23 protein-coding genes are annotated in these 21,109 nt (G+C 70.2%); 15 read left to right on the plus strand and 8 right to left on the minus strand.

Annotation, left to right across the window (positions count from 1 at the left end; translation table 11 throughout):
* Window positions 1–127 precede the first annotated feature (127 nt).
* From RWP81_RS03740 to RWP81_RS03755, 4 genes are all read left to right on the plus strand, one after another.
* On the plus strand, window positions 128–277 hold the full coding sequence (locus RWP81_RS03740) for a hypothetical protein (protein ID WP_013585971.1): 150 nt from the start codon (window positions 128–130) through the stop codon (window positions 275–277).
* Window positions 278–294: 17 nt separating this feature from the next.
* Complete coding sequence (locus RWP81_RS03745) at window positions 295–1,956, plus strand: thiamine pyrophosphate-binding protein (protein ID WP_314452391.1); 1,662 nt, start codon at window positions 295–297, stop codon at window positions 1,954–1,956.
* Window positions 1,957–1,990: 34 nt separating this feature from the next.
* Window positions 1,991–3,094: a methyltransferase gene (locus tag RWP81_RS03750; protein ID WP_314452393.1), complete on the plus strand. Its 1,104-nt coding sequence runs from the start codon at window positions 1,991–1,993 to the stop codon at window positions 3,092–3,094.
* Window positions 3,095–3,251: 157 nt separating this feature from the next.
* Window positions 3,252–3,806 carry a hypothetical protein gene (locus RWP81_RS03755; protein ID WP_314452395.1) on the plus strand — a complete coding sequence of 185 codons (555 nt, stop codon included), beginning with the start codon at window positions 3,252–3,254 and terminating at the stop codon, window positions 3,804–3,806.
* Between the two features lie 165 nt (window positions 3,807–3,971).
* Here RWP81_RS03755 and RWP81_RS03760 read toward each other — a convergent pair whose 3' ends face one another.
* Window positions 3,972–4,436 carry a DUF3817 domain-containing protein gene (locus RWP81_RS03760; protein ID WP_314452397.1) on the minus strand — a complete coding sequence of 155 codons (465 nt, stop codon included), beginning with the start codon at window positions 4,434–4,436 and terminating at the stop codon, window positions 3,972–3,974.
* A gap of 307 nt (window positions 4,437–4,743) precedes the next feature.
* Between RWP81_RS03760 and RWP81_RS03765 the strand changes: the two genes are divergently transcribed.
* Both RWP81_RS03765 and RWP81_RS03770 read left to right on the plus strand, forming a co-directional pair.
* Complete coding sequence (locus RWP81_RS03765) at window positions 4,744–5,769, plus strand: FUSC family protein (RefSeq protein WP_314452398.1); 1,026 nt, start codon at window positions 4,744–4,746, stop codon at window positions 5,767–5,769.
* 6 nt (window positions 5,770–5,775) lie between these two features.
* The gene (locus RWP81_RS03770; RefSeq protein WP_314452400.1) at window positions 5,776–6,261 is read left to right on the plus strand and encodes a hypothetical protein; all 486 of its coding nucleotides are present in this window, start codon (window positions 5,776–5,778) and stop codon (window positions 6,259–6,261) included.
* Window positions 6,262–6,318: 57 nt separating this feature from the next.
* On the opposite strand, the gene RWP81_RS03775 is transcribed toward RWP81_RS03770, so the two are convergent.
* A complete protein-coding gene (locus RWP81_RS03775; protein ID WP_314452402.1) occupies window positions 6,319–6,756 on the minus strand; it encodes a nuclear transport factor 2 family protein in 438 nt (145 codons plus the stop codon).
* A 59-nt stretch (window positions 6,757–6,815) separates the two neighbouring features.
* Between RWP81_RS03775 and RWP81_RS03780 the strand changes: the two genes are divergently transcribed.
* Window positions 6,816–7,664 (plus strand): PfkB family carbohydrate kinase, encoded by an 849-nt coding sequence (locus RWP81_RS03780; protein ID WP_314452404.1) that lies wholly within the window; start codon window positions 6,816–6,818, stop codon window positions 7,662–7,664.
* Window positions 7,661–8,587, plus strand: coding sequence for a nucleoside hydrolase (locus RWP81_RS03785; protein ID WP_314452406.1), 927 nt, complete (start codon window positions 7,661–7,663; stop codon window positions 8,585–8,587). Before RWP81_RS03780 ends, RWP81_RS03785 begins: the two co-directional genes overlap by 4 nt.
* Before the next feature lie 25 nt (window positions 8,588–8,612).
* Here the strand turns inward: RWP81_RS03785 and RWP81_RS03790 are convergent, their stop codons facing one another.
* Window positions 8,613–9,437, minus strand: coding sequence for an SDR family NAD(P)-dependent oxidoreductase (locus tag RWP81_RS03790; RefSeq protein WP_314452408.1), 825 nt, complete (start codon window positions 9,435–9,437; stop codon window positions 8,613–8,615).
* Between the two features lie 57 nt (window positions 9,438–9,494).
* On the opposite strand from RWP81_RS03790, the gene RWP81_RS03795 reads away from it, so the two are divergent.
* Window positions 9,495–10,037: a TetR-like C-terminal domain-containing protein gene (locus RWP81_RS03795; protein ID WP_314452411.1), complete on the plus strand. Its 543-nt coding sequence runs from the start codon at window positions 9,495–9,497 to the stop codon at window positions 10,035–10,037.
* A gap of 153 nt (window positions 10,038–10,190) precedes the next feature.
* On the opposite strand, the gene nrdF is transcribed toward RWP81_RS03795, so the two are convergent.
* Genes nrdF through nrdH form a run of 4 tightly spaced genes read right to left on the minus strand, consistent with a single transcriptional unit; the run spans window position 10,191 to window position 14,055 of the window.
* A complete protein-coding gene (gene nrdF / locus RWP81_RS03800; RefSeq protein WP_055956927.1) occupies window positions 10,191–11,165 on the minus strand; it encodes a class 1b ribonucleoside-diphosphate reductase subunit beta in 975 nt (324 codons plus the stop codon).
* 49 nt (window positions 11,166–11,214) lie between these two features.
* A complete protein-coding gene (nrdE, locus tag RWP81_RS03805) occupies window positions 11,215–13,371 on the minus strand; it encodes a class 1b ribonucleoside-diphosphate reductase subunit alpha (RefSeq protein WP_314452412.1) in 2,157 nt (718 codons plus the stop codon).
* Window positions 13,353–13,793, minus strand: coding sequence for a class Ib ribonucleoside-diphosphate reductase assembly flavoprotein NrdI (gene nrdI / locus RWP81_RS03810; RefSeq protein ID WP_314452415.1), 441 nt, complete (start codon window positions 13,791–13,793; stop codon window positions 13,353–13,355). Before nrdI ends, nrdE begins: the two co-directional genes overlap by 19 nt.
* 28 nt (window positions 13,794–13,821) lie before the next feature.
* Window positions 13,822–14,055, minus strand: a complete 234-nt coding sequence (gene nrdH / locus RWP81_RS03815; RefSeq protein WP_055838040.1) for a glutaredoxin-like protein NrdH — start codon at window positions 14,053–14,055, stop codon at window positions 13,822–13,824.
* Between the two features lie 488 nt (window positions 14,056–14,543).
* Between nrdH and RWP81_RS03820 the strand changes: the two genes are divergently transcribed.
* The gene (locus RWP81_RS03820; RefSeq protein ID WP_314452420.1) at window positions 14,544–15,749 is read left to right on the plus strand and encodes an MFS transporter; all 1,206 of its coding nucleotides are present in this window, start codon (window positions 14,544–14,546) and stop codon (window positions 15,747–15,749) included.
* Window positions 15,750–16,146: 397 nt separating this feature from the next.
* On the opposite strand, the gene RWP81_RS03825 is transcribed toward RWP81_RS03820, so the two are convergent.
* Window positions 16,147–16,551, minus strand: a complete 405-nt coding sequence (locus RWP81_RS03825) for a pilus assembly protein CpaE (RefSeq protein WP_314452422.1) — start codon at window positions 16,549–16,551, stop codon at window positions 16,147–16,149.
* Window positions 16,552–16,623: 72 nt separating this feature from the next.
* On the opposite strand from RWP81_RS03825, the gene RWP81_RS03830 reads away from it, so the two are divergent.
* The 5 genes from RWP81_RS03830 to RWP81_RS03850 all read left to right on the plus strand — a co-directional run.
* A complete protein-coding gene (locus RWP81_RS03830) occupies window positions 16,624–17,376 on the plus strand; it encodes an alpha/beta hydrolase (protein WP_314452424.1) in 753 nt (250 codons plus the stop codon).
* Window positions 17,377–17,577: 201 nt separating this feature from the next.
* Window positions 17,578–18,738, plus strand: a complete 1,161-nt coding sequence (locus RWP81_RS03835; RefSeq protein ID WP_314452425.1) for an acyl-CoA dehydrogenase family protein — start codon at window positions 17,578–17,580, stop codon at window positions 18,736–18,738.
* Window positions 18,738–20,012 carry a DUF445 domain-containing protein gene (locus tag RWP81_RS03840; protein ID WP_314452426.1) on the plus strand — a complete coding sequence of 425 codons (1,275 nt, stop codon included), beginning with the start codon at window positions 18,738–18,740 and terminating at the stop codon, window positions 20,010–20,012. The genes RWP81_RS03835 and RWP81_RS03840 overlap by 1 nt, the downstream gene beginning before the upstream one ends.
* A 68-nt stretch (window positions 20,013–20,080) precedes the next feature.
* Window positions 20,081–20,443 (plus strand): gamma-glutamylcyclotransferase family protein, encoded by a 363-nt coding sequence (locus RWP81_RS03845; protein ID WP_314452428.1) that lies wholly within the window; start codon window positions 20,081–20,083, stop codon window positions 20,441–20,443.
* On the plus strand, window positions 20,440–21,109 hold a 670-nt coding region (locus RWP81_RS03850; protein WP_314452429.1), incomplete at its 3' end, for an arginase family protein. The genes RWP81_RS03845 and RWP81_RS03850, both read left to right, overlap by 4 nt.

Raw genomic sequence — 21,109 nt, forward strand, 5'->3', positions numbered from 1 at the left:
CGCCGACACCGGCCGGCCGGCGGCGGCACCCGACGTACACCCCGCGCCCCGCGCCGCCACGCCGACCTCTCCCGCGAACCGCCCGGTCGACCCGGCACGATAGCCTGGACCGACCGAAGGGATCTTCATGTTCATCGTCTCGCTCATCCTGTTCGTCGGCGGCATGCTGCTGACGGGACTGTCGTTCTCGCTCGCCGCTCCCGCGCTGTTCTTCGCGCTCGGCATCATCCTCGTCTCGGCCTCGCTGGCCCTCCCCTTCCACTTCGGCACCCGGTAAGCGGCACGGCGGCCATGATGACGTACACGGTCGCCGATTACCTTCTCGACCGTCTCGCCGAGGCGGGTGTGCGACACCTGTTCGGGGTGCCGGGAGACTTCACGCTCGCCTTCCTCGACCACGTCGAGCGTCACCCCCTCGTCGAATGGGTCGGGTGCGCCAACGAGCTCGGCGCCGGGTACGCCGCCGACGGCTACGGACGCCTGCACGGTCTCGGCGCGCTCAGCACGACCTTCGGCGTCGGCGAGCTCTCGGCCATCAGCGCCGTCGCCGGCAGCTACGCCGAGCATGTGCCCGTCGTCCATGTCGTGGGCGCGCCGACCACCGCCGTGCAAGCCGCCGGTCGGGCGAGTCATCACTCGCTCGGCGACGGCGATTTCGGACACTTCGCCCGCATGACGGCCGAGGTCACCGCCGCGCAGGAGGTGCTGTCGGCCGCCGACGCCCCCGCGCAGATCGACCGCCTCCTCGCCGAGGTGCGTCACCGGCGTCTGCCCGGCTACCTCCTCATCCCGGCTGACGTCGGCGAAGCCCCGACCGAACCGCCGTCCTCACCGCTTCCCGACCCCGACGTCGTCACCGACCCCGTCGTGCTCGCGCGTTTCCGTAACGCCGTCGCCGCCCGCCTCGAGGCGTCCGACTCCGTCGCGGTGCTCGCCGACATCCTCGTCGCTCGTCTCGGCGCCGAGGATGCGCTCCACGGGCTGCTCTCGCACGGGCTCGCCCACGCCTCGCTGCTCTGGGGCCGTCGCGTCGTCGACGAGTCGGCATCCGGATATCTCGGCTCCTACCTCGGCGCCGCCAGCGCTCCCGCGGTGCGCGACGGTATTGAAGAGGTCGACCTGCTCGTGTTGGCCGGCGTGCAGTTCACCGACCTCACCACGGGCTTCTTCTCGCAGCGCATCGATGCGGCCCGCACGGTCGAGATCCGTGGCGAGCACGCGCGCGTCGGCGACGACGACTTCCGCCCCCTCGCGATGCGCGACGCCCTCGACGCCGTGGCCGCCGAGGTGGCGGTACGGGGCGACCGCTTCCGGGCCGACGACTCCACGTCGGCGCTGGCTCCCCCGCAACCGCCTGTCGCCGGTGGCGCCCTCTCGCAGCGGGCCCTGTGGCACGAGGTGACAGCGTTCCTCCGCGACGGAGACACGGTGCTCGCCGACCAGGGCACCTCGTTCTACGGCATGGCCGGAGAACGCCTCCCCCACGGCGTCGTCTTCGGCGGCCAGCCCCTGTGGGCCGCGATCGGCTTCACGCTCCCCGCGATGCTCGGGGCCGCCCTCGCCCGACCCGAGAGACGCCCGGTGCTGCTCATCGGCGACGGTGCGGCGCAGCTCACCGCGGCCGAGCTCGGAACTCTCGTGCGTCACGGCATCCCTGCGGTCATCGTGGTCGTCGACAACGCGGGGTACACCGTCGAGCGCGTGATCCACGGGCTGCACGAGGAATATAACGACATCGCCACCTGGGACTGGACGACGCTGCTCGCGGCGATGGATCCCGCCGGCACGAGCACGGGCGTGCGGGTCGACACTGTCGAAGACCTCCGACGGACTCTCGCCGACGCGCGGTCGTCGTCGTCGTTGACGCTGATCCAGGCGGTGGTGCCCCCCGACGACGTGCCGCCCGTGCTCGCCGACCTCGCCGCTGCGGCCGCCGCCGCGAACCGTCGCGTCTGAGTCGCACCCGGCCCGACACGGGTACCGTTGCACGGTGCCCTTCTCGTTCGATGCCCTCCGTCGCCGCCCCGACCTCGAAGGCCCCGACCTCGTCGCCGTCGACGCCGCTGATCGCCTGATCCTCGACGAGTCGGCCGCCGCGCGCGCGGGTCTCTCCGACGGCGCCCTCGTCGTCATCGGCGACACGCACGGCGCGCTGACCCTGGCCGCGGCGGACGCGGGGGCGCGCGGCATCCGGGTGCATCAAGACGAGCTCCTCGGCGAGCAGGCCCTCGCCGCCAACGCCGCCGAGGCGGGGCTCGACACCGCCTTCGTCTCTCACCCGCTCGACAAAGCGCTCCTCGCGGGGGCGCGCGTGGTGCTTCTGCGCCTGCCGCGCTCGCTGCGGGCGCTCGCCGACATCGCGGGACTCATCGCCTTGCACGCCGACCCCGACGTGGTGGTGTTCGCCGGCGGACGACTCAAGCACATGACCGTCACCATGAACGACGTGCTGCGCGCCCGCTTCGATCGCGTCGACGTCTCGCACGCCCGCCAGAAGTCCCGCGTCCTCATCGCGCGCGGTCCCCACGACGGGGGCGAACCCGTCCCGGAGGCTGCCGAGGCCGACGGCATCCGGGTGCGCGCGTTCGGCGGCGCGTTCGCGGGGGCGTCGATCGACATCGGCACCCGTCTGCTCCTCGCGCACCTGCCCGAACCGCAGGCGTCCGAGGCCATCGACCTTGCGTGCGGCACCGGCGTGGTGGCGGCGGCGCTGGCCACGCGGCATCCCTCACTCCGGGTGCTCGCGTGCGATCAGTCGGCGATCGCCGTCGCATCGGCGCGGGCGACGGCGGCGGCCAACGGTGTCGACGATCGCGTGCGCGTGGAGCGCGACGACATGCTGCGGGCGCACCCGGATGCCACGGCCTCGTTCATCGCGCTCAACCCGCCGTTCCATGCGGGGGCAGCCGTGGCCGACGGCCTCGCACCGCGCATGTTCGCCGACGCGGCGCGGGTGCTGCGTGCGGGAGGAGAGCTGTGGACCGTGTGGAACTCCGCCCTGCAGTACCGCCCGGTCCTCGAGCGCGTCGTCGGACCCACCCGGCAGGTCGCGCGCGATCGCAAGTTCACCGTGACCGTGTCGACGAAACGCTGACGGCGGTCGGCTGCTGCGCGTCGTCCCTCGGATTCTCCGGCTCCGCCCGTCTCCGCCTCACCCCGCCGGCACCCCTGCGCGGCCGCCCCGTGGCGCGTCCGGTGGCGCCGCGCCGCGGCCGAGCGTAGATTCGCAGTCGTCCACGAGGAGGTGCGGCATGCGTGTGCGCACGCTCTCTGTGACGCTCAGCGCCCTGGGCGTGGTCGTGGGTCTGCTCGCGACGGGCCCGGTCGCCACGGCGGGCGCCTCCCCCATTCCTCTGTCGGAGAGTGTGTCGTCCCCGCTGCTCGCCGACTGCTCGAGCATCACCGGCAACGGTCGCGGCTACGCCCGACTCCACGACATCGCGTTGTGCGGCGCCGACACCATCCCACCCGATGAGCCGTTGCGCGTGGAGGCCGTCGGCGGCGAGGAGTGCGGGTCGGCCACCCTCACCCTCACCAGTCGGGGCGGAGGGCTTGCGACGGTCTCGTGGCGGGTGGCATCCACCTCGGGTCCCATCCTCGACGTCGAGCTGGACGCGTCGTTCTCGGGCCGGACGGGCGGGACGATGCGCCGGTTCTCGGTCCGCGAGCCCTCGCTGCACGCCACGGGTTCCTCGATCGCGCTCCTCGGTTCCGGCCCGGCGATGGCCACGTTGTCGGGCACCGTCGAGACCTTCACGGCCACCTGCCGCATCGCCCCCGCGAGCGTGCGGGTGCACCTGCGCTGACGCGCGGCACCCTGCTTTCGGGAGCACAACGCAGGAGTTTCCACGGACCGGACGCTCCGATCCGCCGTCCGACGACAACGGATCCGCGAAGTTCCTGCGTTGTGTCCGTCGTGGCGCGCAACCTGCCCGGAGACCGCGCCGCATGCGGATGCCGGCCGACCCGGCTCAGCCCTTCCCGCCGGGCGGGCCCACGACGAGCAGCACCACGAACACCACCGCGACGACGGCGACGAGCGCGAGAGCGAGCGCCCACGGACGCCGCAAGAAGAAGCGCAGCATGCGATCGACGGGCCGACGGTCGCGCGGGTCGGCGGTCTCGTCGAGCCGCCACGCACCGCGGAGTCGTCCGGTGCGCTGCAGCCAGACCTCGGTCGGAATCGTCGCATACGGGATGACCGCGCTGACGACGGCCAGCGCCGTCGGTCCGATCCCCCACCGCTGGTTCAACGCGACGAGCACGGCGGTGGCGCCGTAGGCGAGGAACACGAACCCGTGGATGCCACCCCCGATCGTCACCGCGAGAGGCAGGTCGGCCACGGCGCGCAGGATCAACCCGCCGATCAGCAGGGTCCACGAGACCGCCTCGGCGATCGCGAGCGTACGGAACAGGTTCAGGGGCGTGCGGAACACGTCTCTCCTCGGGCGGGTCGGGGCTTCCCACCCTACGCAGGAGCGTCACGCTCACGCGGCCGCTCGCCTCGACATCGAGGAGTCACTCGATGGGCTGGTCGTCCCCCTCCAACGAGGAATCTGATTTCGCCCCCTCCGCCGCGGTCGTCGTGTCGGGTTCGGGCCCGGGTTCGATCGGGGGCTTCTCGCGCTCGGCATCCATGGATCCACCTCACCAGAGATCGTGGACCGGATGCCAGCACCTTGACGCCGCAGACGCCTGTCGGCCGACCGTGGGGGAAGCCGAGGTGGAGCGTAGGGTGGTCGGGTGGCGGAATCCCGGGGACGCGTGTGGACCGGGGTCATCCGGGTCGGACCCCGCGCCGGCGATCATCGCGTGGCCGTCCGCGCCGTCCTCAGCGTCGGCGTCCCCCTCGTCGTCCTGCTGCTGATCGGCCGACTCGACCTCAGCGTCTACGCCAGCTTCGGCGCCTTCGCCGCGCTGTACGGCCGCACCGACAAGCCACGGCCGCGCGTGATCATGCAGGCGACCGCCGGGGTGATCCTCGTCTCCTCGATGCTCGTCGGCACGGTCGTCTCGGCGCTCGCGACCCCGGCGGTCGTGGGTGTCGTCGTCGTCGCCGCGCTCGCCTCGGCCGTCACCCTCTTCGCGTACCGCGCTCAGTGGCATCCGCCGGGAGCGCTCTTCGCGGTCTTCGCCGGTGGCGCGACGGCGAGCCTTCCGGCCACGTGGTGGTCGCTGCCGCTCGTCCTCCTCGTCGGCGGCGCGAGCGTGGCGTGGAGCCTCATCGTCACCGTCGCTTTCGTGCTCGCCCGCCGCGGATCGTGGACGCGGCCGACACGCTCTCGCCCGACGATCGGTCCGGTCGCGTGGGAGATGGCGGCGACCGTCGGCGCCGCCGCCCTTCTCGCGGGCATCGCCGGAGCGCTCCTGGTGGGCACCCACTGGTACTGGGCGATGGTGGGAGCGGTCGCGGCCGTCGGCGGCGCGCACGTGACGGCCCGTCTCATCCGCGGCGTCCAGCGCCTGGTCGGCACGCTCCTCGGCGTGCTCATCGCGGCGGGGCTTCTCGCCCTCCATCTCCCACCCTGGCTCGTCATCCTCATCGCCGTCGCGCTGCAGGCCGCATCCGAGCTGTTCGTCGGCCGCAACTACGGCATCGCGATGATCTTCATCACCCCTCTCGCGCTGCTGATGATCTCGTTGGCCTCCCCCGCGACGCCCGAGATGCTGCTGCGCGACCGTGTGATCGAGACGGTCATCGGCGTCGCGGTGGGGACGGTCGTCGCCATCGTCTCCGCGGTCCTGCGCCGCCGACCCTCGAGGAGCTGATCCGCTATGACCGCCGCGACCGCCAAACCCCTCGGCCACATCGCCGCCGAACGCATCAGCGCGGGGTGCTACGGCGCCCTGGTGTCGGCATCCACCCTCGTCGGTCTCGGCAGTTCCGACCTCGGGGCGGTCATCGCCGTCGTCGCGCTGACGAACGTCGTGTATTTCGCCACCCACGTCTTCGCCTACTCGGTAGGCGACACGTCGTCGGAGCGCCCGTCGAGAATCGTCGCCCACCACCTGCGCGTGAGCGCGCCGATGGTGTCGGTGACCTTCCTGCCGCTCCTCGTCGTGGTGGTGCTGGTCGCCTTCGGGGTCGACCTGCCGACGGCGCTGCTCTGGGGCGTGGGCGTTGCGATGGCGTACCTCGTCGTGGTCGCCACCGCCGGAGCACGGTTGCGCGGCTACTCCGGCCTCGGGGTCGTGTTGACGGCGATCGGTGCGGCTCTGATGTCGGCTCTGCTGATCGTGGCGAAGCTGCTGCTGCACTGAAGACGTCGGACGCACGGTACAGCCCCCGGGCGGCGGCCGGGCGCAGGCGCCCCTCCCTCACACGGCGGTCGTGGTGTGGTCGCCGTGACGGTGGACGATGCGCCACAGGCCGTCCTCCCGACGCCAGACGTGCGTCACCCGCACCACGAACGAGCGCGGCTCGGTTCCGTCGACCGACAGGGTGCCGCGCTCCCGCCCGGCCGTCATCGCCCAGTCGTCGCCGACGAGCACGCGGTCGTACTCCGGCACGAGGGCCCCGCCGCGGAACCGCCGGGCCACCGCCCGCAGGGTCGACTCCACTTCCGCGGCGGTCGTCGCGTGCGTGCCGAACCCGCCCATCAGGGTGGCATCGTCGGTCGGTGTCCACAGTGCAGCGAACGGATGCGGGTCGCCGTGCCCCATGGCATCCAGAGCCGCCGCCACCGCGCGGAGCGCATCATCGAAGGGCTGCAGCGACTGCGCCGCAGACGTGTCGTCGAGGGGTCCGCTCGTCATGGACACATCATCCCGTGTCGCGGCGCGGAGCACCTCGGCGCGTGACAGGGTGGGTTCTCGTGACCCCTCCTCCCCCGACGCCCGAACTCACCGTGGTCGGCGCGATCAACGTCGACCTCACCGCCCGCGTCGAACGGGCCCCGGCCGCGGGTGAGACCGTCGCCGACGGCGTGCTCCAGCGCGGACCCGGCGGCAAAGGCGCGAATCAGGCGGTCGCCGCCGCCCGGCTCGGAGCCGCCGTGAGGGTGATCGGTGCCGTGGGCGCCGACGCCGAGGGGCGTGGCATCCGGGATCGACTCGCCTCCGTCGGCGTCGATGCCTCCGGCGTCCAGACCTCGGATGCCGCCACCGGCACGGCCCTCATCGTCGTCGACGCGACGGGTGAGAACTCGATCGTCGTGTGCGCCGGCGCCAACGCGGCCATCGACGCGGAGGCGCTCGACATCGAGACCGGTGCTGCGGTGCTCATGCAGCTGGAGGTGTCGGATGCCGTCGTCTCGGCCGCCGCGAAGGCCGCCGGGTTCTTCGCCCTCAACGCCGCCCCCGCCCGTCCGCTCCCCGCGGGGGTGCTCGAGCGGTGCGACCTGGTCATCGTCAACGAGACGGAGTACGCGCAGCTGCCCGAGGTGCACGACGCGCCTCTGCTGTGCGTGACGCTCGGCGCCGATGGCGCGCGCCTGTATCGTCACGGCGAGCTGGCGGCATCCGCTCCCGGCGTCGCGACGACCGTGGTCAACACCGTCGGGGCGGGCGATGCGTTCTGTGCGGCGCTCGTCGTCGGCCTGCTGCGCGGCGATGGGCCCGACGACGCGCTCGCGCGCGCGTGCGCCGTCGGTGCGGCGGCCGTTGCCGACGAGGCCTCGCAACCCGCACTCCGGCACCTCGACACGTACGGGGTGGCGCGATGACCCGGCGCCCGATCCTCGTCGACTGCGACACCGGCATCGACGACGCCCTCGCCCTCGCCTATCTGCTGGCCGAGCCCGCGGTCGAGATCGTCGGCGTCACAACGGTCTCCGGCAACACGGATGCCGCCCGCGCGGCCGCCAACACCCTCTCGCTCTTCGAGTTGGCCGGGGCCGACGACATCCCCGTCGCCGTGGGCGCCCACGACTTCCGTGGCCGCGCATACGCGGGCGGCGCTCCCCACGTGCACGGCGACGACGGCGTGGGCGGCATCGCCCTGACCGCGTCGGCACGTGCCCATGACGCCCGCGCCGCCGTCGAGCTGATCGACCATCTGGCATCCCGGCATCCGGATCTCACCGTGCTCGCCCTCGGGCCTCTGACGAACCTCGCGGCCTACGCCGAGGCGCCGGGCGTGGCCCGGTTCGACCGCCTCGTCGTCATGGGCGGCGCGTTCGCGCACTCGGGGAACGTCACGGCGTGGGCCGAGGCGAACATCCACAACGATCCCGAGGCTGCCGCCGTGGTGTTCGCCCAGGAATGGGACACCACCCTCGTCCCCCTCGACGTGACGATGACGCAGACCCTGGATGCCACCGACCTCGTGCGCCTCGAAGCGATCCCCGGTGCGCTCCCGCAGGCGTTGGCCGCGATGCTGCCGCTCTACCTCGACTTCTACGCCGGACGCGTCTTTCCCGACCGCCGCTGCGCCCTGCACGATCCGCTGGCCGCCATGGTCGCCGCGGGTTCCCTGCGCGGGGTCAGCGTCTCGCCGGGTCAGGTTGAGGTGCGCCTCGAGCGCGGCGAGCGTGGGCGCACGGTGTCGTCGCGCGGCTCTTCGACGCAGCGGTGGGTGCGGGGCATGGAGGGGTCGGCCGTCGAGACGCTGCTGGGACGGTTGGAGGGGCGGGAGTGGCCGGGGTGATGCGGCCCTCCCTTTTCGTCGCCCTTCAGTCGGCGGCGAAACGCGGGTCGCGGGCGTAGTCCTGCTGACGCAGGGCGAGGGCGGCGCGGACCTGCCCGGGGGCGTCGTCGCCGACCAGCACGCGCATCCGTTCGTCATCGTCGTCGCAGACGCGGCGGAAGATCGCGTCGGCTGCCTCGTCAGGGTGCGTCCCCCCGGTCGATTCGCCGGTCGCTGGCCAGGGAACCTCGGTGGTGCCGAAGAGCTGTAGGCGGAGCGCGTCGTACTCGGGCCGGGGTTCGCCGAACCGCATGCTCCCACCAGCCCAGTCGGTGTCGAGGGCGCCGGGTTCGATGAGCGACACGCGGATGCCGAACGGCCGTACCTCGGCCGCCATTGCCTCGCTGAAGGCTTCCAGCCCCCACTTGGAGGCGTTGTACAGCCCGAGCAGGGGGACCGTGCCGACGGCGCCCACGGTGGAGATCTGGACGATGTGCCCGGTCCCCTGCGCGCGCATGATCGGGATCACCGCCTGGCTGAGCCAGAGGGGACCGAGCGTGTTCGTCTCGATGATCGCCCGCGCATCGTCTTCCGACACTTCTTCGGCGGCGCCGATCAGTCCGTACCCGGCGTTGTTCACGAGCACGTCCAGCGACCCCATCTGAGACGCCGCCGTGCCGACCACGTCGAACGCCGCCGTCCTGTCTCGCACGTCGAGGGCGAGCACGGTCAGGCGGTCGTGAGCGGGAAGGCTGTGGTCGCCGCGAACCGTCGCCACCACGGAGTGGCCCGCCGAGAGGGCGCGCAGAGTCAGGGCGAGACCCAGCCCACGATTGCCTCCGGTGATCATCCATGTCTTCGGTGAGGTCATGCAGACACCCTACGCAAATGTGGACGCTGCGTCTCGTTTCAGCCGTAAGCTCTTATCATGGCCCGCCCGACCACGCGCAAGAAGGTGCACGAGGCCGTCCTCGCGCTCGCCCGCGAGAGTCGCGTCGACTCCCTCACCATGGAGGGCGTCGCCGCCCGCGCGGCAATCAGCAAGCAGACCCTGTACCGTTCGTGGCCCACCACGGGCGCGATCCTGTTCGACGCCCTGCTCGCGCGCAGCGAGGGCACGGACGGTGAGATCGTCGTCCCCGACACGGGCGATCTCGGCGCCGACCTCGACACTCTGGCCACGGCGATGGTCGCGGAGCTCACCGATCGCACGGTCGAGCCGCTCTTGCGCGCGGTGACCGCGGAAATCCAGACGGATGCCGCACTGGCGGCGCAATACCGCGAGACGCTTCTGTCGGTGCAGATGTCGGCGATCGCCGACCGGCTGCGACGCGGCGGCGTCGCCGAACCCGACGAGGTCGCGGAGTTGTTCGTCGGGCCGATCCTGCATCGCTGGCTCCTGCGGTCCCGCCCATTCACCGCGGACTGGGTCGCGCGGCACGTCGCGCGGACGGTGCGGGCGGCGGGCTGAGCCGGCTTCGTCGATGCGCGAACTCACTCGTCTGGTGGCGATCGACGACGGCGCGGCACCGTCGTCCCGGCCGCGTCGATATCCCCGCGTCGACACACGAAAGACCCGCCGTCGCGAGCGCGAAGACGGGTCTCTCGATGGTGTGGCGGACAGTCAGAAGTCCCAGTCGTCATCCTCAGTCGCCTCGGCCTTGCCGATGACGTACGACGAACCCGAGCCGCTGAAGAAGTCGTGGTTCTCGTCGGCGTTCGGCGAGAGAGCCGACAGGATCGCCGGGTTCACGTTCGTCACCGACGACGGGAACATCGCCTCGTAGCCGAGGTTCATCAGCGCCTTGTTGGCGTTGTAGTGCAGGAACTTCTTGACGTCTTCGCTCAGGCCGACCGAGTCGTAGAGGCTCTGCGTGTACTGCACCTCGTTGTCGTAGAGCTCGTACATCAGCGAGAACGTGTAGTCCTTGAGGTCCTGACGACGCGCCTCGTCGACCGTCTCGAGACCACGCTGGAACTTGTAGCCGATGTAGTAACCGTGCACGGCCTCGTCGCGGATGATGAGGCGGACCAGGTCGGCCGTGTTCGTCAACTTCGCGCGGCTCGACCAGTGCATGGGCAGGTAGAAGCCCGAGTAGAACAGGAACGACTCCAGCAGCGTCGAGGCGACCTTGCGCTTGAGCGGGTCGTCTCCTCGGTAGTAATCCATGACGATGCGCGCCTTCTTCTGAAGGAACTCGTTCTCGCTCGACCAGCGGAACGCCTCGTCGATCTCCTTCGTCGAGCACAGCGTCGAGAAGATCGACGAATAGCTCTTGGCGTGCACCGACTCCATGAACGCGATGTTCGTGTAGACGGCCTCCTCGTGCGGAGTGAGCGCATCGGGGATGAGCGAGACGGCGCCGACCGTGCCCTGGATCGTGTCGAGGAGCGTGAGACCCGTGAACACGCGCATGGTGAGCGTCTGCTCCTCGGGGGTCAGCGTGTTCCACGACTGGATGTCGTTCGACAGCGGCACCTTCTCGGGGAGCCAGAAGTTGTTCACGAGACGGTTCCAGACCTCGAGGTCTTTGTCGTCTTGAATGCGGTTCCAGTTGATGGCCTGCACGTGGTTCAGCAGCTGTAGCTTCTCAGCCATGGCGTTCCTGCGTCCTCTATCGGTGTGTCAGTCGGGGGGTGTCAGCGGCTCAGAGCATGCACGAGACGCACTCGGTCATGTCGGTGCCCTCGAGCGCCAACTGACGGAGGCGGATGTAGTAGATGGTCTTGATGCCCTTGCGCCACGCGTAGATCTGCGCCTTGTTGATGTCGCGCGTGGTGACGGTGTCCTTGAAGAACAGCGTCAGCGACAGGCCCTGGTCGACGTGCTGCGTCGCCGCGGCGTACGTGTCGATGACCTTCTCGTACCCGATCTCGTACGCGTCCTGGTAGTACTCCAGGTTCTCGTTCGTCATGAACGGCGCCGGGTAGTAGACGCGACCGAGCTTGCCTTCCTTGCGGATCTCGATCTTCGACGCAATCGGGTGGATCGAGCTCGTGGAGTTGTTGATGTACGAGATCGAACCGGTCGGCGGCACCGCCTGCAGGTTCTGGTTGTAGATGCCGTGCGCCTGCACCGACGCCTTCAGCTCACGCCAGTCGTCCTGCGTCGGGATCTGGATGCCGGCGAACAGCTCCTTCGTCTTCTCGGTCTGGGGAGCCCACACCTGATCGGTGTACTTGTCGAAGAACTCCCCCGACGCGTAGGTGGAGTTCTCGAAGCCGTCGAACGAGGTGCCGCGCTCGATAGCGAGGCGGTTCGAGGCCCGCAGCGCGTGGAACAGCACCGTGTAGAAGTAGATGTTCGTGAAGTCGATGCCCTCGTCGGAGCCGTAGTAGACGTGCTCACGGGCGAGGTAGCCGTGCAAGTTCATCTGGCCGAGGCCGATGGCGTGCGAGCGGTCGTTGCCGTCTTCGATCGAGCGCACCGAGGCGATGTGGCTCTGCACGCTGACGGCGGTGAGGGCGCGGATCGCCGTCTCGACCGTGAGGCCGAGGTCGCCGCCGTCCATCGCCAACGCGATGTTCATCGAGCCGAGGTTGCAGCTGATGTCCTTGCCGATGGCGTCGTACGAGAGGTCCTCGTTGTACGTCGTCGGGGTGTTGACCTGGAGGATCTCCGAGCACAGGTTCGACATGTTGATGCGGCCGGCGATGGGGTTCGCCTTGTTCACCGTGTCTTCGAACATGATGTACGGGTAGCCCGACTCGAACTGGATCTCTGCGAGCGTCTGGAAGAACTCGCGCGCGTTGATCTTCGTCTTCTTGATGCGGGGGTCGTCGACCATCTCGCGGTACTTGTCAGTGACCGAGATATCGCCGAACGGCTTCTTGTAGACCTTCTCGACGTCGTACGGCGAGAAGAGGTACATGTCTTCGCCGTTCTTGGCGAGCTCGAACGTGATGTCGGGGATGACGACACCCAGCGACAGCGTCTTGATGCGGATCTTCTCGTCGGCGTTCTCACGCTTGGTGTCGAGGAAGCGCAGGATGTCGGGGTGGTGCGCGTTGAGGTACACCGCGCCGGCGCCCTGACGGGCACCCAGCTGGTTGGCGTAGCTGAAGCTGTCTTCGAGCAGCTTCATGACGGGGATGATGCCCGACGACTGGTTCTCGATCTGCTTGATCGGGGCCCCCGCCTCGCGGATGTTCGACAGCAGCAGGGCGACGCCGCCACCGCGCTTCGACAGCTGCAGCGCGGAGTTGATGCCGCGGGCGATCGACTCCATGTTGTCTTCGATGCGCAGCAGGAAGCACGACACGAGCTCGCCGCGCTGGGCCTTGCCGGCGTTGAGGAAGGTGGGGGTGGCCGGCTGGAAGCGGCCCGAGATGATCTCGTCGACCAGCTGCACCGCCAGACGCGGGTCGCCGTCGGCGAGGGCGAGGGCGGTCATGACGACGCGGTCCTCGAAGCGCTCGAGGTAACGCTTGCCGTCGAAGGTCTTCAGCGTGTAGCTCGTGTAGTACTTGAACGCGCCGAGGAACGTCTCGAAACGGAACTTGGCGCCGTAGGCGCGGTCGTTGAGCTCCTGGATGAACTCCATCGAGTACTTCGCGAGCACGGTCGGCTCGTAGTACTCCTTCTCGACGAGGTAGTCGAGGCGCTCCTTGAGGGAGTGGAAGAACACCGTGTTCTGGTTGACGTGCTGCAGGAAGTATTCCCGTGCGGCGCGCTTGTCGGCGTCGAACTGGATCTTGCCGTCGGCGTCGTACAGGTTCAGCATCGCGTTGAGGGCGTGGTAGTCCAGTCCCTCGAAGCGCGCCTCGGTCTTGAAGTCCACGTCGGTCAGCTCAACTTCCACCATCGTTCCAATCCCTCGGTGACCCGCTCGACATCGTCGGGGGTGCCGAAAACTTCTAGCCGGTAAAGGTGCGGCACCGCGCACTTGCGCGCGACGATGTCACCGGCGAGGCAGAATGCGTCGCCGAAATTCGTGTTACCCGCGGAGATGACCCCGCGGATGTTGCGTCGGTTCCGCTCCTCGTTGAGGAACCGGATGACCTGCTTGGGGACCGCGCCCTTCTCGACGCCCCGGCCGGCACCCCCACCGTAGGTGGGAGTGACCAGCACGAAGGGTTCGTCGATGTCGAGGGCCGGGTCGGTCGGCAGCAGCGGAATGCGCACGGCCCGCTTTCCGAGCTTCCCGATGAAACGTGCGGTGTTGCCCGACACGCTCGAGAAGTAGACCAGCAGCGGAGCCTCGGTCGCCGACATGACAGCGCTCATGACAGGGGTCTGAGAGCGTGTCGGGGGGTCAGGCGAGACGTGACGCCAGCTCGTCGATCTTGTCGGGACGGAAGCCCGACCAGTGGTCCTCGTCGGTGATGACGACGGGTGCCTGCAGGTACCCGAGCGACTTGACCTGCTCGAGCGCCGACGGGTCTTCGGACAGGTCGAGCACGTTGTACTCGATGCCCTTCGAATCGAGTGCGCGGTAGGTCGCGGTGCACTGGACGCAGGACGGCTTGGTGTAGACCGTGATCGCCATGTCGTTCTCTCTTTCCCCTGGAAAATCATCGTCCGGACGGGCAGGGCTCGCCGGGACCTCAATACTACATATGGGGACAGGCATCGGAAGGGACCACAAGGGGTAGTAGTTACATCCGTGTGATTTTCCACCGTCTCTCCCCAGATACAACACAGGTTGTCCACGTTTTCATCCACAGATCGACCCCCATTCGGCGTCCTGTTAACACGCGCGATTCCGCGGTTGTCGCGGTGCGCGCCCGCTGTTGTCCACAGTTCGCACGCTAGACGGGGGTTCCGACATCGCACAGGCCGACGATTTCGGTGACCGGCGTGTCGCGGCGTGTCGCGGCATCCGGTGTCCGAGGTCACACGCCGAGGTCACACGATCCGCTCGACATCACCCCGTCTGCGCCACGAGAGAAGTGTGATCTCGACACGATCGTGTGATCTCGGCGCCGGCCCGCGCGAGCCGAAGCGCGTGTCGGAGGTCGGTTGTAGCGTGGTGCGGTGGCCGGCTACCGCGTACTCCTTCGAACCCCTGGCGTGGGGCGCATCATCGCCGCGCAGTTGACGGCACGCTTCCCCAACGGCATGACGAGCCTCGCGGTGCTGCTGCACATCGAGCACGTCACCGGTTCGTACGGGGCGGCCGGTCTCGTGCTCGCCGCCACGAGCATCGGCCAGGCCGTCGCCGGTCCCGTCACCAGTCGATGGATGGGCGTCTGGGGCATGCGGCGCGTGCTCTCGGTGACGCTGCTGGTGTGCGCGGCCGCCATCGCGACCCTCGCCCTCATCGAGATGCCCCTGCCCCTCTACATGATTCTCGGGCTCGTCGCCGGACTCTCGACCCCTCCGGTGCAGTCGGCGGTGCGCACCATCTATCCGAAGATGGTGCCGTCGAAACAGCTCACTCCGCTGTACTCGCTCGATGCCTCGTTGCAAGAGATCATCTGGGTGCTCGCGCCCGTGGTGATCACCCTCGTCGCCACCCAGATCGGCACCGTTCCGGGCCTGCTGTTGATCGTCGTCATCCTGCTCGGCGGCGGCGCGTGGTTCATCTTCAGCCCCGAGGTGGGCCGCGTCCGTATCCCCCGCAGCCGCCGCGCCCTCGGTCGCGTGCTCGCCAAGCCGCCCGTCATCCTGGCCACCGCCACCGGGTTCCTGCTCATCGGCGCGTGCGCGGCCGTCGAGGCCGGCGTCGTGGCGACGTTCGATCACGGCGGCCTGGAGGCGGGGCTCATCCTCGCCGTCTTCGCCGTCGGCAGCCTCGCGGGCGGGCTCTCGTTCGGGCACATCCCCATCGGCCCGTGGGCCATGGCCCGTCGCTTCGCGATCGTCGCCCTCGGCCTGTCGCTGACCATCGTGTCGCTGAACGCCTGGTGGCTCGGGGCCACCCTGATCGTCGCCGGCGCCGGCATCGCCCCCGCCCTCGCGGTCATGTTCGCGATGACCTCGGCGAGCGTGCGCTTCAGCGAGACCGCCGAGGCCTACGGCTGGATCGGCACCGGTCAGCTCATCGGCGCGGCCGCAGGATCCGCCGTCGCGGGCTTCCTCGTCGACGGCGTCGGCCCCACCGGCGCGTACGTCGCCGCGGCCGGCTTCGCCATCGCCGGGTTCATCGTCTCGGCCGTGTTCGTCCGCGGCTTCCCCGACCTGCGGCACCGCGACTCGAGCCCGATCCCCGACACCGAACCCGTCGAGACGATCACCTGATTCCGGATGCCGCTCCGCCCGGCATCCCCTTCCCCTCAGGCGCGGACCGTGTCCCGCCGAGCTGCTCGGGTTCGCCTCCCCCTGGTGTGACGCGGAATCGGTTTGTTCGGGGCGGAATCGGCGCGTTGAGGCGCGAAACTCCCGCCCCGAACGTACGGATCCGCCCCGAACCACTCCGCCCCTGCACCGAGACGCGGCTCGAGCAGCGACGGCGCGGCGGGACGCGAACCGCCCGCGAAAGCGCAGCACACGCCGCGCACCACTCCGCCCCGGCACCCGCCGCAGGGTTTGGGGCGGAATCGGCGCCTTGGGGCGCGAACCCCCCGCCCCGAAACGCACAGATCCGCCCCAGACCGCGGGCCCCGGCACACCACAGCGCCCCAAACCCGCGCGTGCGTCAGCGCGTGCGACGCAGCAGCTCGAGGACGGCGAGCGCGTAGGCGTCGGCCGGCGCCGGGTGATCGAACACCAGCGTCGCCCCGCCGATCGAGATCTCGACCTCGTAGGTGTCGGATAGTCGGCGCAACGACCGGAACGTCGCGCGCAGCAGCTCGCGCAGCTGCGATTCCGACGGCAACCACAGGGCGTCTTCGGTGGCGACGGAGTCCAGCGCCCACTCGGTCGTGCCGTTGAAGGCGAGGATGCGTCCGGTCGGGTAGTCGCGGGGCTCGACGGTCATGTCGCTCACCGTGAAGACGTCGGCCTCGAACTCCGGCTCGTCCAACTGGAAGCGGTCGCCGGACCGCGGGTGCCACACGAGTCCCGCCGCGCGGAGCGCCTGAGCCATCTCGGTCGAGATCATGGCATCCATTCTGGGGGCGATCCCGCGGCACGGGTCCGCGCGCACCCTCTCGGCGAGGGAAGAATGGATGCCATGCCCGCACCCGTGACTCTCCCCCGCCTGTCGTGGGGCTCGCCCGACGGCCGTCGCGCCCTGCTCGCCCACGGTCTCGGTTCGGACGGCGCCCTCATGTGGCGGTACGGCACGGCCCTCGCCGATGCGGGATGGCACGCGGTGGCGGTCGACCTGCGGGGGCACGGCGTCGCACCGCGCGCGCTGGACTACTCCCTCGCCGCGTACGCCGCCGACCTCGCCGCGACGGCACCGGAGGCGGACGCCCCGTGGGACGCCGTGATCGGGCACTCGCTGGGCGGCGCCGCGGCGACCGTCGCGGCGGCGGACGATCCCGGGTGGACGCGCCGGCTCATCCTGATCGACCCCGCCATCGCCCTGTCGGACGACGACCGCGAGATCGTGCGTGTGAGCCAGGAGCAGGCGTTCGCCGATCCGAGCGTCGAGGCGGTGCGGGCGGCGCACCCCGCGTGGCATCCGATCGATGTGGAGCTGAAGGCCCGTGCCACGCAGCGTGCGAGCCGATGGGCGGTCGAGCAGACGAGCCTGCAGAACGCCGAGTGGGACGTGCGGGCCGCAGCGGCCGCGCTCACGGTGCCCACCCACGTGATCGGAGCGGATCCGGCGGTGCACTCGATCTTCACGGGCGATCTCGCCGCGGAGGTGCGGCACAACCCGGTCATCACGATGAGTGTCATCGCGGGCGCCGGGCACTCCCCGCATCGCGATCGACCCGAAGCGGCGGTCACCGCGCTGCTCGACGCGCTGGGCTGAGCGCGACGCTCGCCGCTCGCCCCGAGCGGCTCCGGGGCGGGTCGGCGTCGCCGAACGGGCGACGGGTCCACGCGTGTCCAATCTCGCAGAAGCGTCCGGATCTCGCAGAATGACGCCCTGACCCTGCGAAGAAGATGACCCTCTGCGGAGTCGCTGTCACCCCCGGGCGCGATGTCGGTGGTCCCGAGCAGAATGGATGCCATGACCTCGTTCGATCCGACTCGGTATCTGCCCGACGATCTCCTCGCGCGCATCCACGACCGAGCGGCGGTGCACGACCGCGAGAACACCTTCCCCCACGACGACCTCGACGACCTGCGCGCGGCGGGGTATCTCGGCGTCCTCGTCCCGGAGGCCGCCGGGGGAGCGGGCCTGAGCCTGTCCGAGGTGTCGTTGCTGCAGCAGCGTCTCGCGGGCGCGGCCCCGGCGACGGCGCTCGCGGTCAACATGCACCTGGTGTGGACGGGCGTCGCCAAGGTGCTGCGCGACCGCGGCATCGACGACCTCGCCTTCGTCGAGGAAGCGGCGGCGGCCGGCGAGGTGTTCGCCTTCGGCATCAGCGAGGCGGGCAACGACCTCGTGCTGTTCGGCAGCGACACCGTCGCCGAGCCCGACGGAGAGGGCGGTTACGCCTTCACGGGCACCAAGATCTTCACCTCCCTGTCTCCCGTGTGGCAGCACCTGGGCGTGCACGGGCTCGACTCGACGTCATCCGACGGGCCGAAGATGGTCTTCGCCTTCCTCGACCGCAGCGACGCGGTCGTCACGCGCGACGACTGGGACACCCTCGGCATGCGCGGCACGCAGAGCCGCACGACCGAGCTCCGCGGCGCGCATGCCCCGGCCGAGCGCGTCGTGAGGCGGATCGATCCGGGCCCGCAACCCGATCCTCTGGTGTTCGGCATCTTCTCCGTCTTCGAGATCCTCCTGGCCTCGGTCTACACCGGTGTCGCGCGGCGCGCGCTCGACCTCGCCGTCGAGGCGGCGACCTCGCGGCAGTCCAAGAAGACGGGCTCCACGCACGCGAACGATCCCGACATCCGCTGGAGGGTGGCCGACATGGCCCTGGCCTACGAAGCCCTCCCGCCGCAACTCGCCTCTCTCGCTCGCGACATCGACGACCTCGCCGACCACGGCCCACGGTGGTTCTCGCTGCTCTCGGGCGTGAAGCACCGCGCCGTCACCACGGCGAAAGACGTCGTCGACGACGCGATCCTGGTCGGGGGCGGCGCCGCCTACTTCACGCGCAACGAACTCAGCCGCCTCTACCGAGACGTCCTGGCCGGCATGTTCCACCCGTCCGACGCCGAGTCCGCCCACTCGACCGCCGCGTCCGCGTGGCTCGGACCGGTGACGGCCTGATGGCCCGCACCTCGACGGCGGCGCTGAGCCCCGCCGACCAGGAGCGCCGTCGCGCCCTGCGCGTGATGAAAGGCGTCGCCCTGGGCGCCCTGCTCGGCATGGCGATCGTCTTCGCGATCTCGTTCTCGTTGCAGCGCGAGGCCGAGTGGCTGCAGTACGTCCGTGCGGCCGCCGAAGGCGGCATGGTCGGCGCGTTGGCCGACTGGTTCGCGGTGACGGCGCTGTTCCGGCACCCGCTCGGGTTGCCGATCCCGCATACGGCGATCATCCCGCGGCGAAAAGACGAGATCGGCCGCCAGCTGGGCGAGTTCGTCGAGACCAACTTCCTCGAGGGCGACGTCGTGCGGGCCAAGCTCGAGTCGACACCCCTCTCGGCGCGCGCGGGCGCCTGGTTGGCCGAGCCCGCGCACGCCGAGCGCGTCGCGGCCGAGGCCGCCACGCTGGCCTCGAGCGTCCTCACCGCGCTCGACGACGACGATGTGCAGGGCCTCATCGAAGACCTCGCGCGCGAGCACCTGCTGTCGCCCGACTGGGGTCCGTCGATCGGCGGATGGCTCCAGCGGGTGGTCGCCTCCGGCGCCCACCACGGCGCCGTCGATCTCGCCCTCGACAACATCGCCGTGTGGCTCGGCAACAACCGCGACACCTTCCAGGGTCTCGTGTCGCGGCGTCTGCCAGCGTGGGTGCCGGGAGTCGCCACGCGCCTCGTCGACGACACCGTGTACCGCGAGGCCGTGCAGTTCGTCGACGCCGTGCGCGCCGATCCGCGGCACCAGGCGCGCGGCGCGATCGACGGCTACCTCACGCGTCTCGCCGACAACCTCCAGAACGACCCGGCCACCATGGTGCGCCTCGAAGAGGCGAAGGCGGCGGTCTTCGACAGCCCGCGCGTTCGTCAGCTCGCCGCCGACGCGTGGAACACCGCGAAGATGGGCCTGCTGCGCTCGCTGGCCGACCCCGAGAGCGGGTTGCGGCGACGCGCCTCGGCCGCCCTCGCCGAGGTCGGCGCCCGCCTGCAGCGCGACGAGACCCTGCAGAAACGCGTCGACGGGTGGGTCACCGACGCAGCCGTCTTCGTGGTCGGCCGCTACCGCCACGACATCGCGTCGATCATCACCGACACGGTCGAGCGATGGGATGCCGAAGAGACCACCGAGAAGATCGAGCTGATGGTCGGCCGCGACCTGCAGTACATCCGCCTCAACGGTACAATCGTCGGCGCCCTCGCAGGCCTGGTGATCTTCACCGTCGCCCACCTCGTCTGGGGCTCGTGACCGCTCTCGTGGCCGGTAAACGAACGGCCTCGCGTCGAAGCAGCGTACGCCGTACGCAGGTGGGTAACGTGAGCCTCGTGAGCGACGGTTCGGGGACCGTAGAGCCCCTCTTCACCTACGGCGTGCTTCAGACACCCGACGTGCAACTCGACACCTTCGGTCGCCTCCTCCACGGCGATCACGACACCTTGCCCGCGTTCCGCCTCGACGACGGCGAGAGCGGTGATGAGCGGAACGCCCCCGCCGCGAACACCCACCGCCGTCGGGTGCTGCGTCACAGCGGTGATCCGCGCGACCGCGTCTTCGGCACGGTGGTGCGTCTGAGCCCCGACGAACTCGACGCGGCCGACGAGTACCTGATGACGGGGTCGCGCCGTATCTCGGTCGTCCTGGCGAGCGGGTTGAGCGCCTGGGTCTACGTGGGCGCATGACGGCGCTGTCCATCGACCCGCTCTGGCCGCGCGCCGGCGATTGGCCCGCGTCGACACGCGAAGAGACATCCGACGCCGTGCTGCTCGGCGTACCCGCGTGGCGCACGTCACTCTCGCCGACGGGCGCGGGCGAGACGCCCGCCGCCGTGCGGGAGGCCCTGCGCCGCTACTCCCCCACGCTCATGGGCCCCCCGCCGGTCGACCTGAACGCCGTGCTGCGCATCGCCGATGCCGGCGACGTCGACGAGCCCGACGGACGGGAGGGCGAGGCACGCGTGCGTGCCGCCGTCGCCGAGCTCGCCTCGGCACGACTGCTGATCGCCCTCGGCGGCGACAACTCCGCGACCTACTCCGTCGCGCAGGGTCGACGGGCTCGAGGGCTGATCACGCTCGACGCGCACTTCGACCTGCGCGACGGAGAGTCCAACGGCTCGCCCGTGCGTCGGCTGCTCGCCGAAGGACTCGATCCCCGACGAGTCGTGCAGATCGGCATCGCCGACTTCGCCAATTCTGCGGCGTACGCCCGACGCGCCCTCGACGCGGGTGTCACGGTCATCACGCTCGACGAGGCCCGCCGTCGCGGCATCGGCGAGGTCGTCGCCGCCGCCCTGCGCATCGCGGGAGGCGGCGCCGCCGCCGACGATGCTCCCGAGCCCGCGCCGGGAC

The sequence above is a fragment of the uncultured Microbacterium sp. genome (assembly GCF_963521695.1).
Taxonomy (GTDB): Bacteria; Actinomycetota; Actinomycetes; order Actinomycetales; family Microbacteriaceae; genus Microbacterium.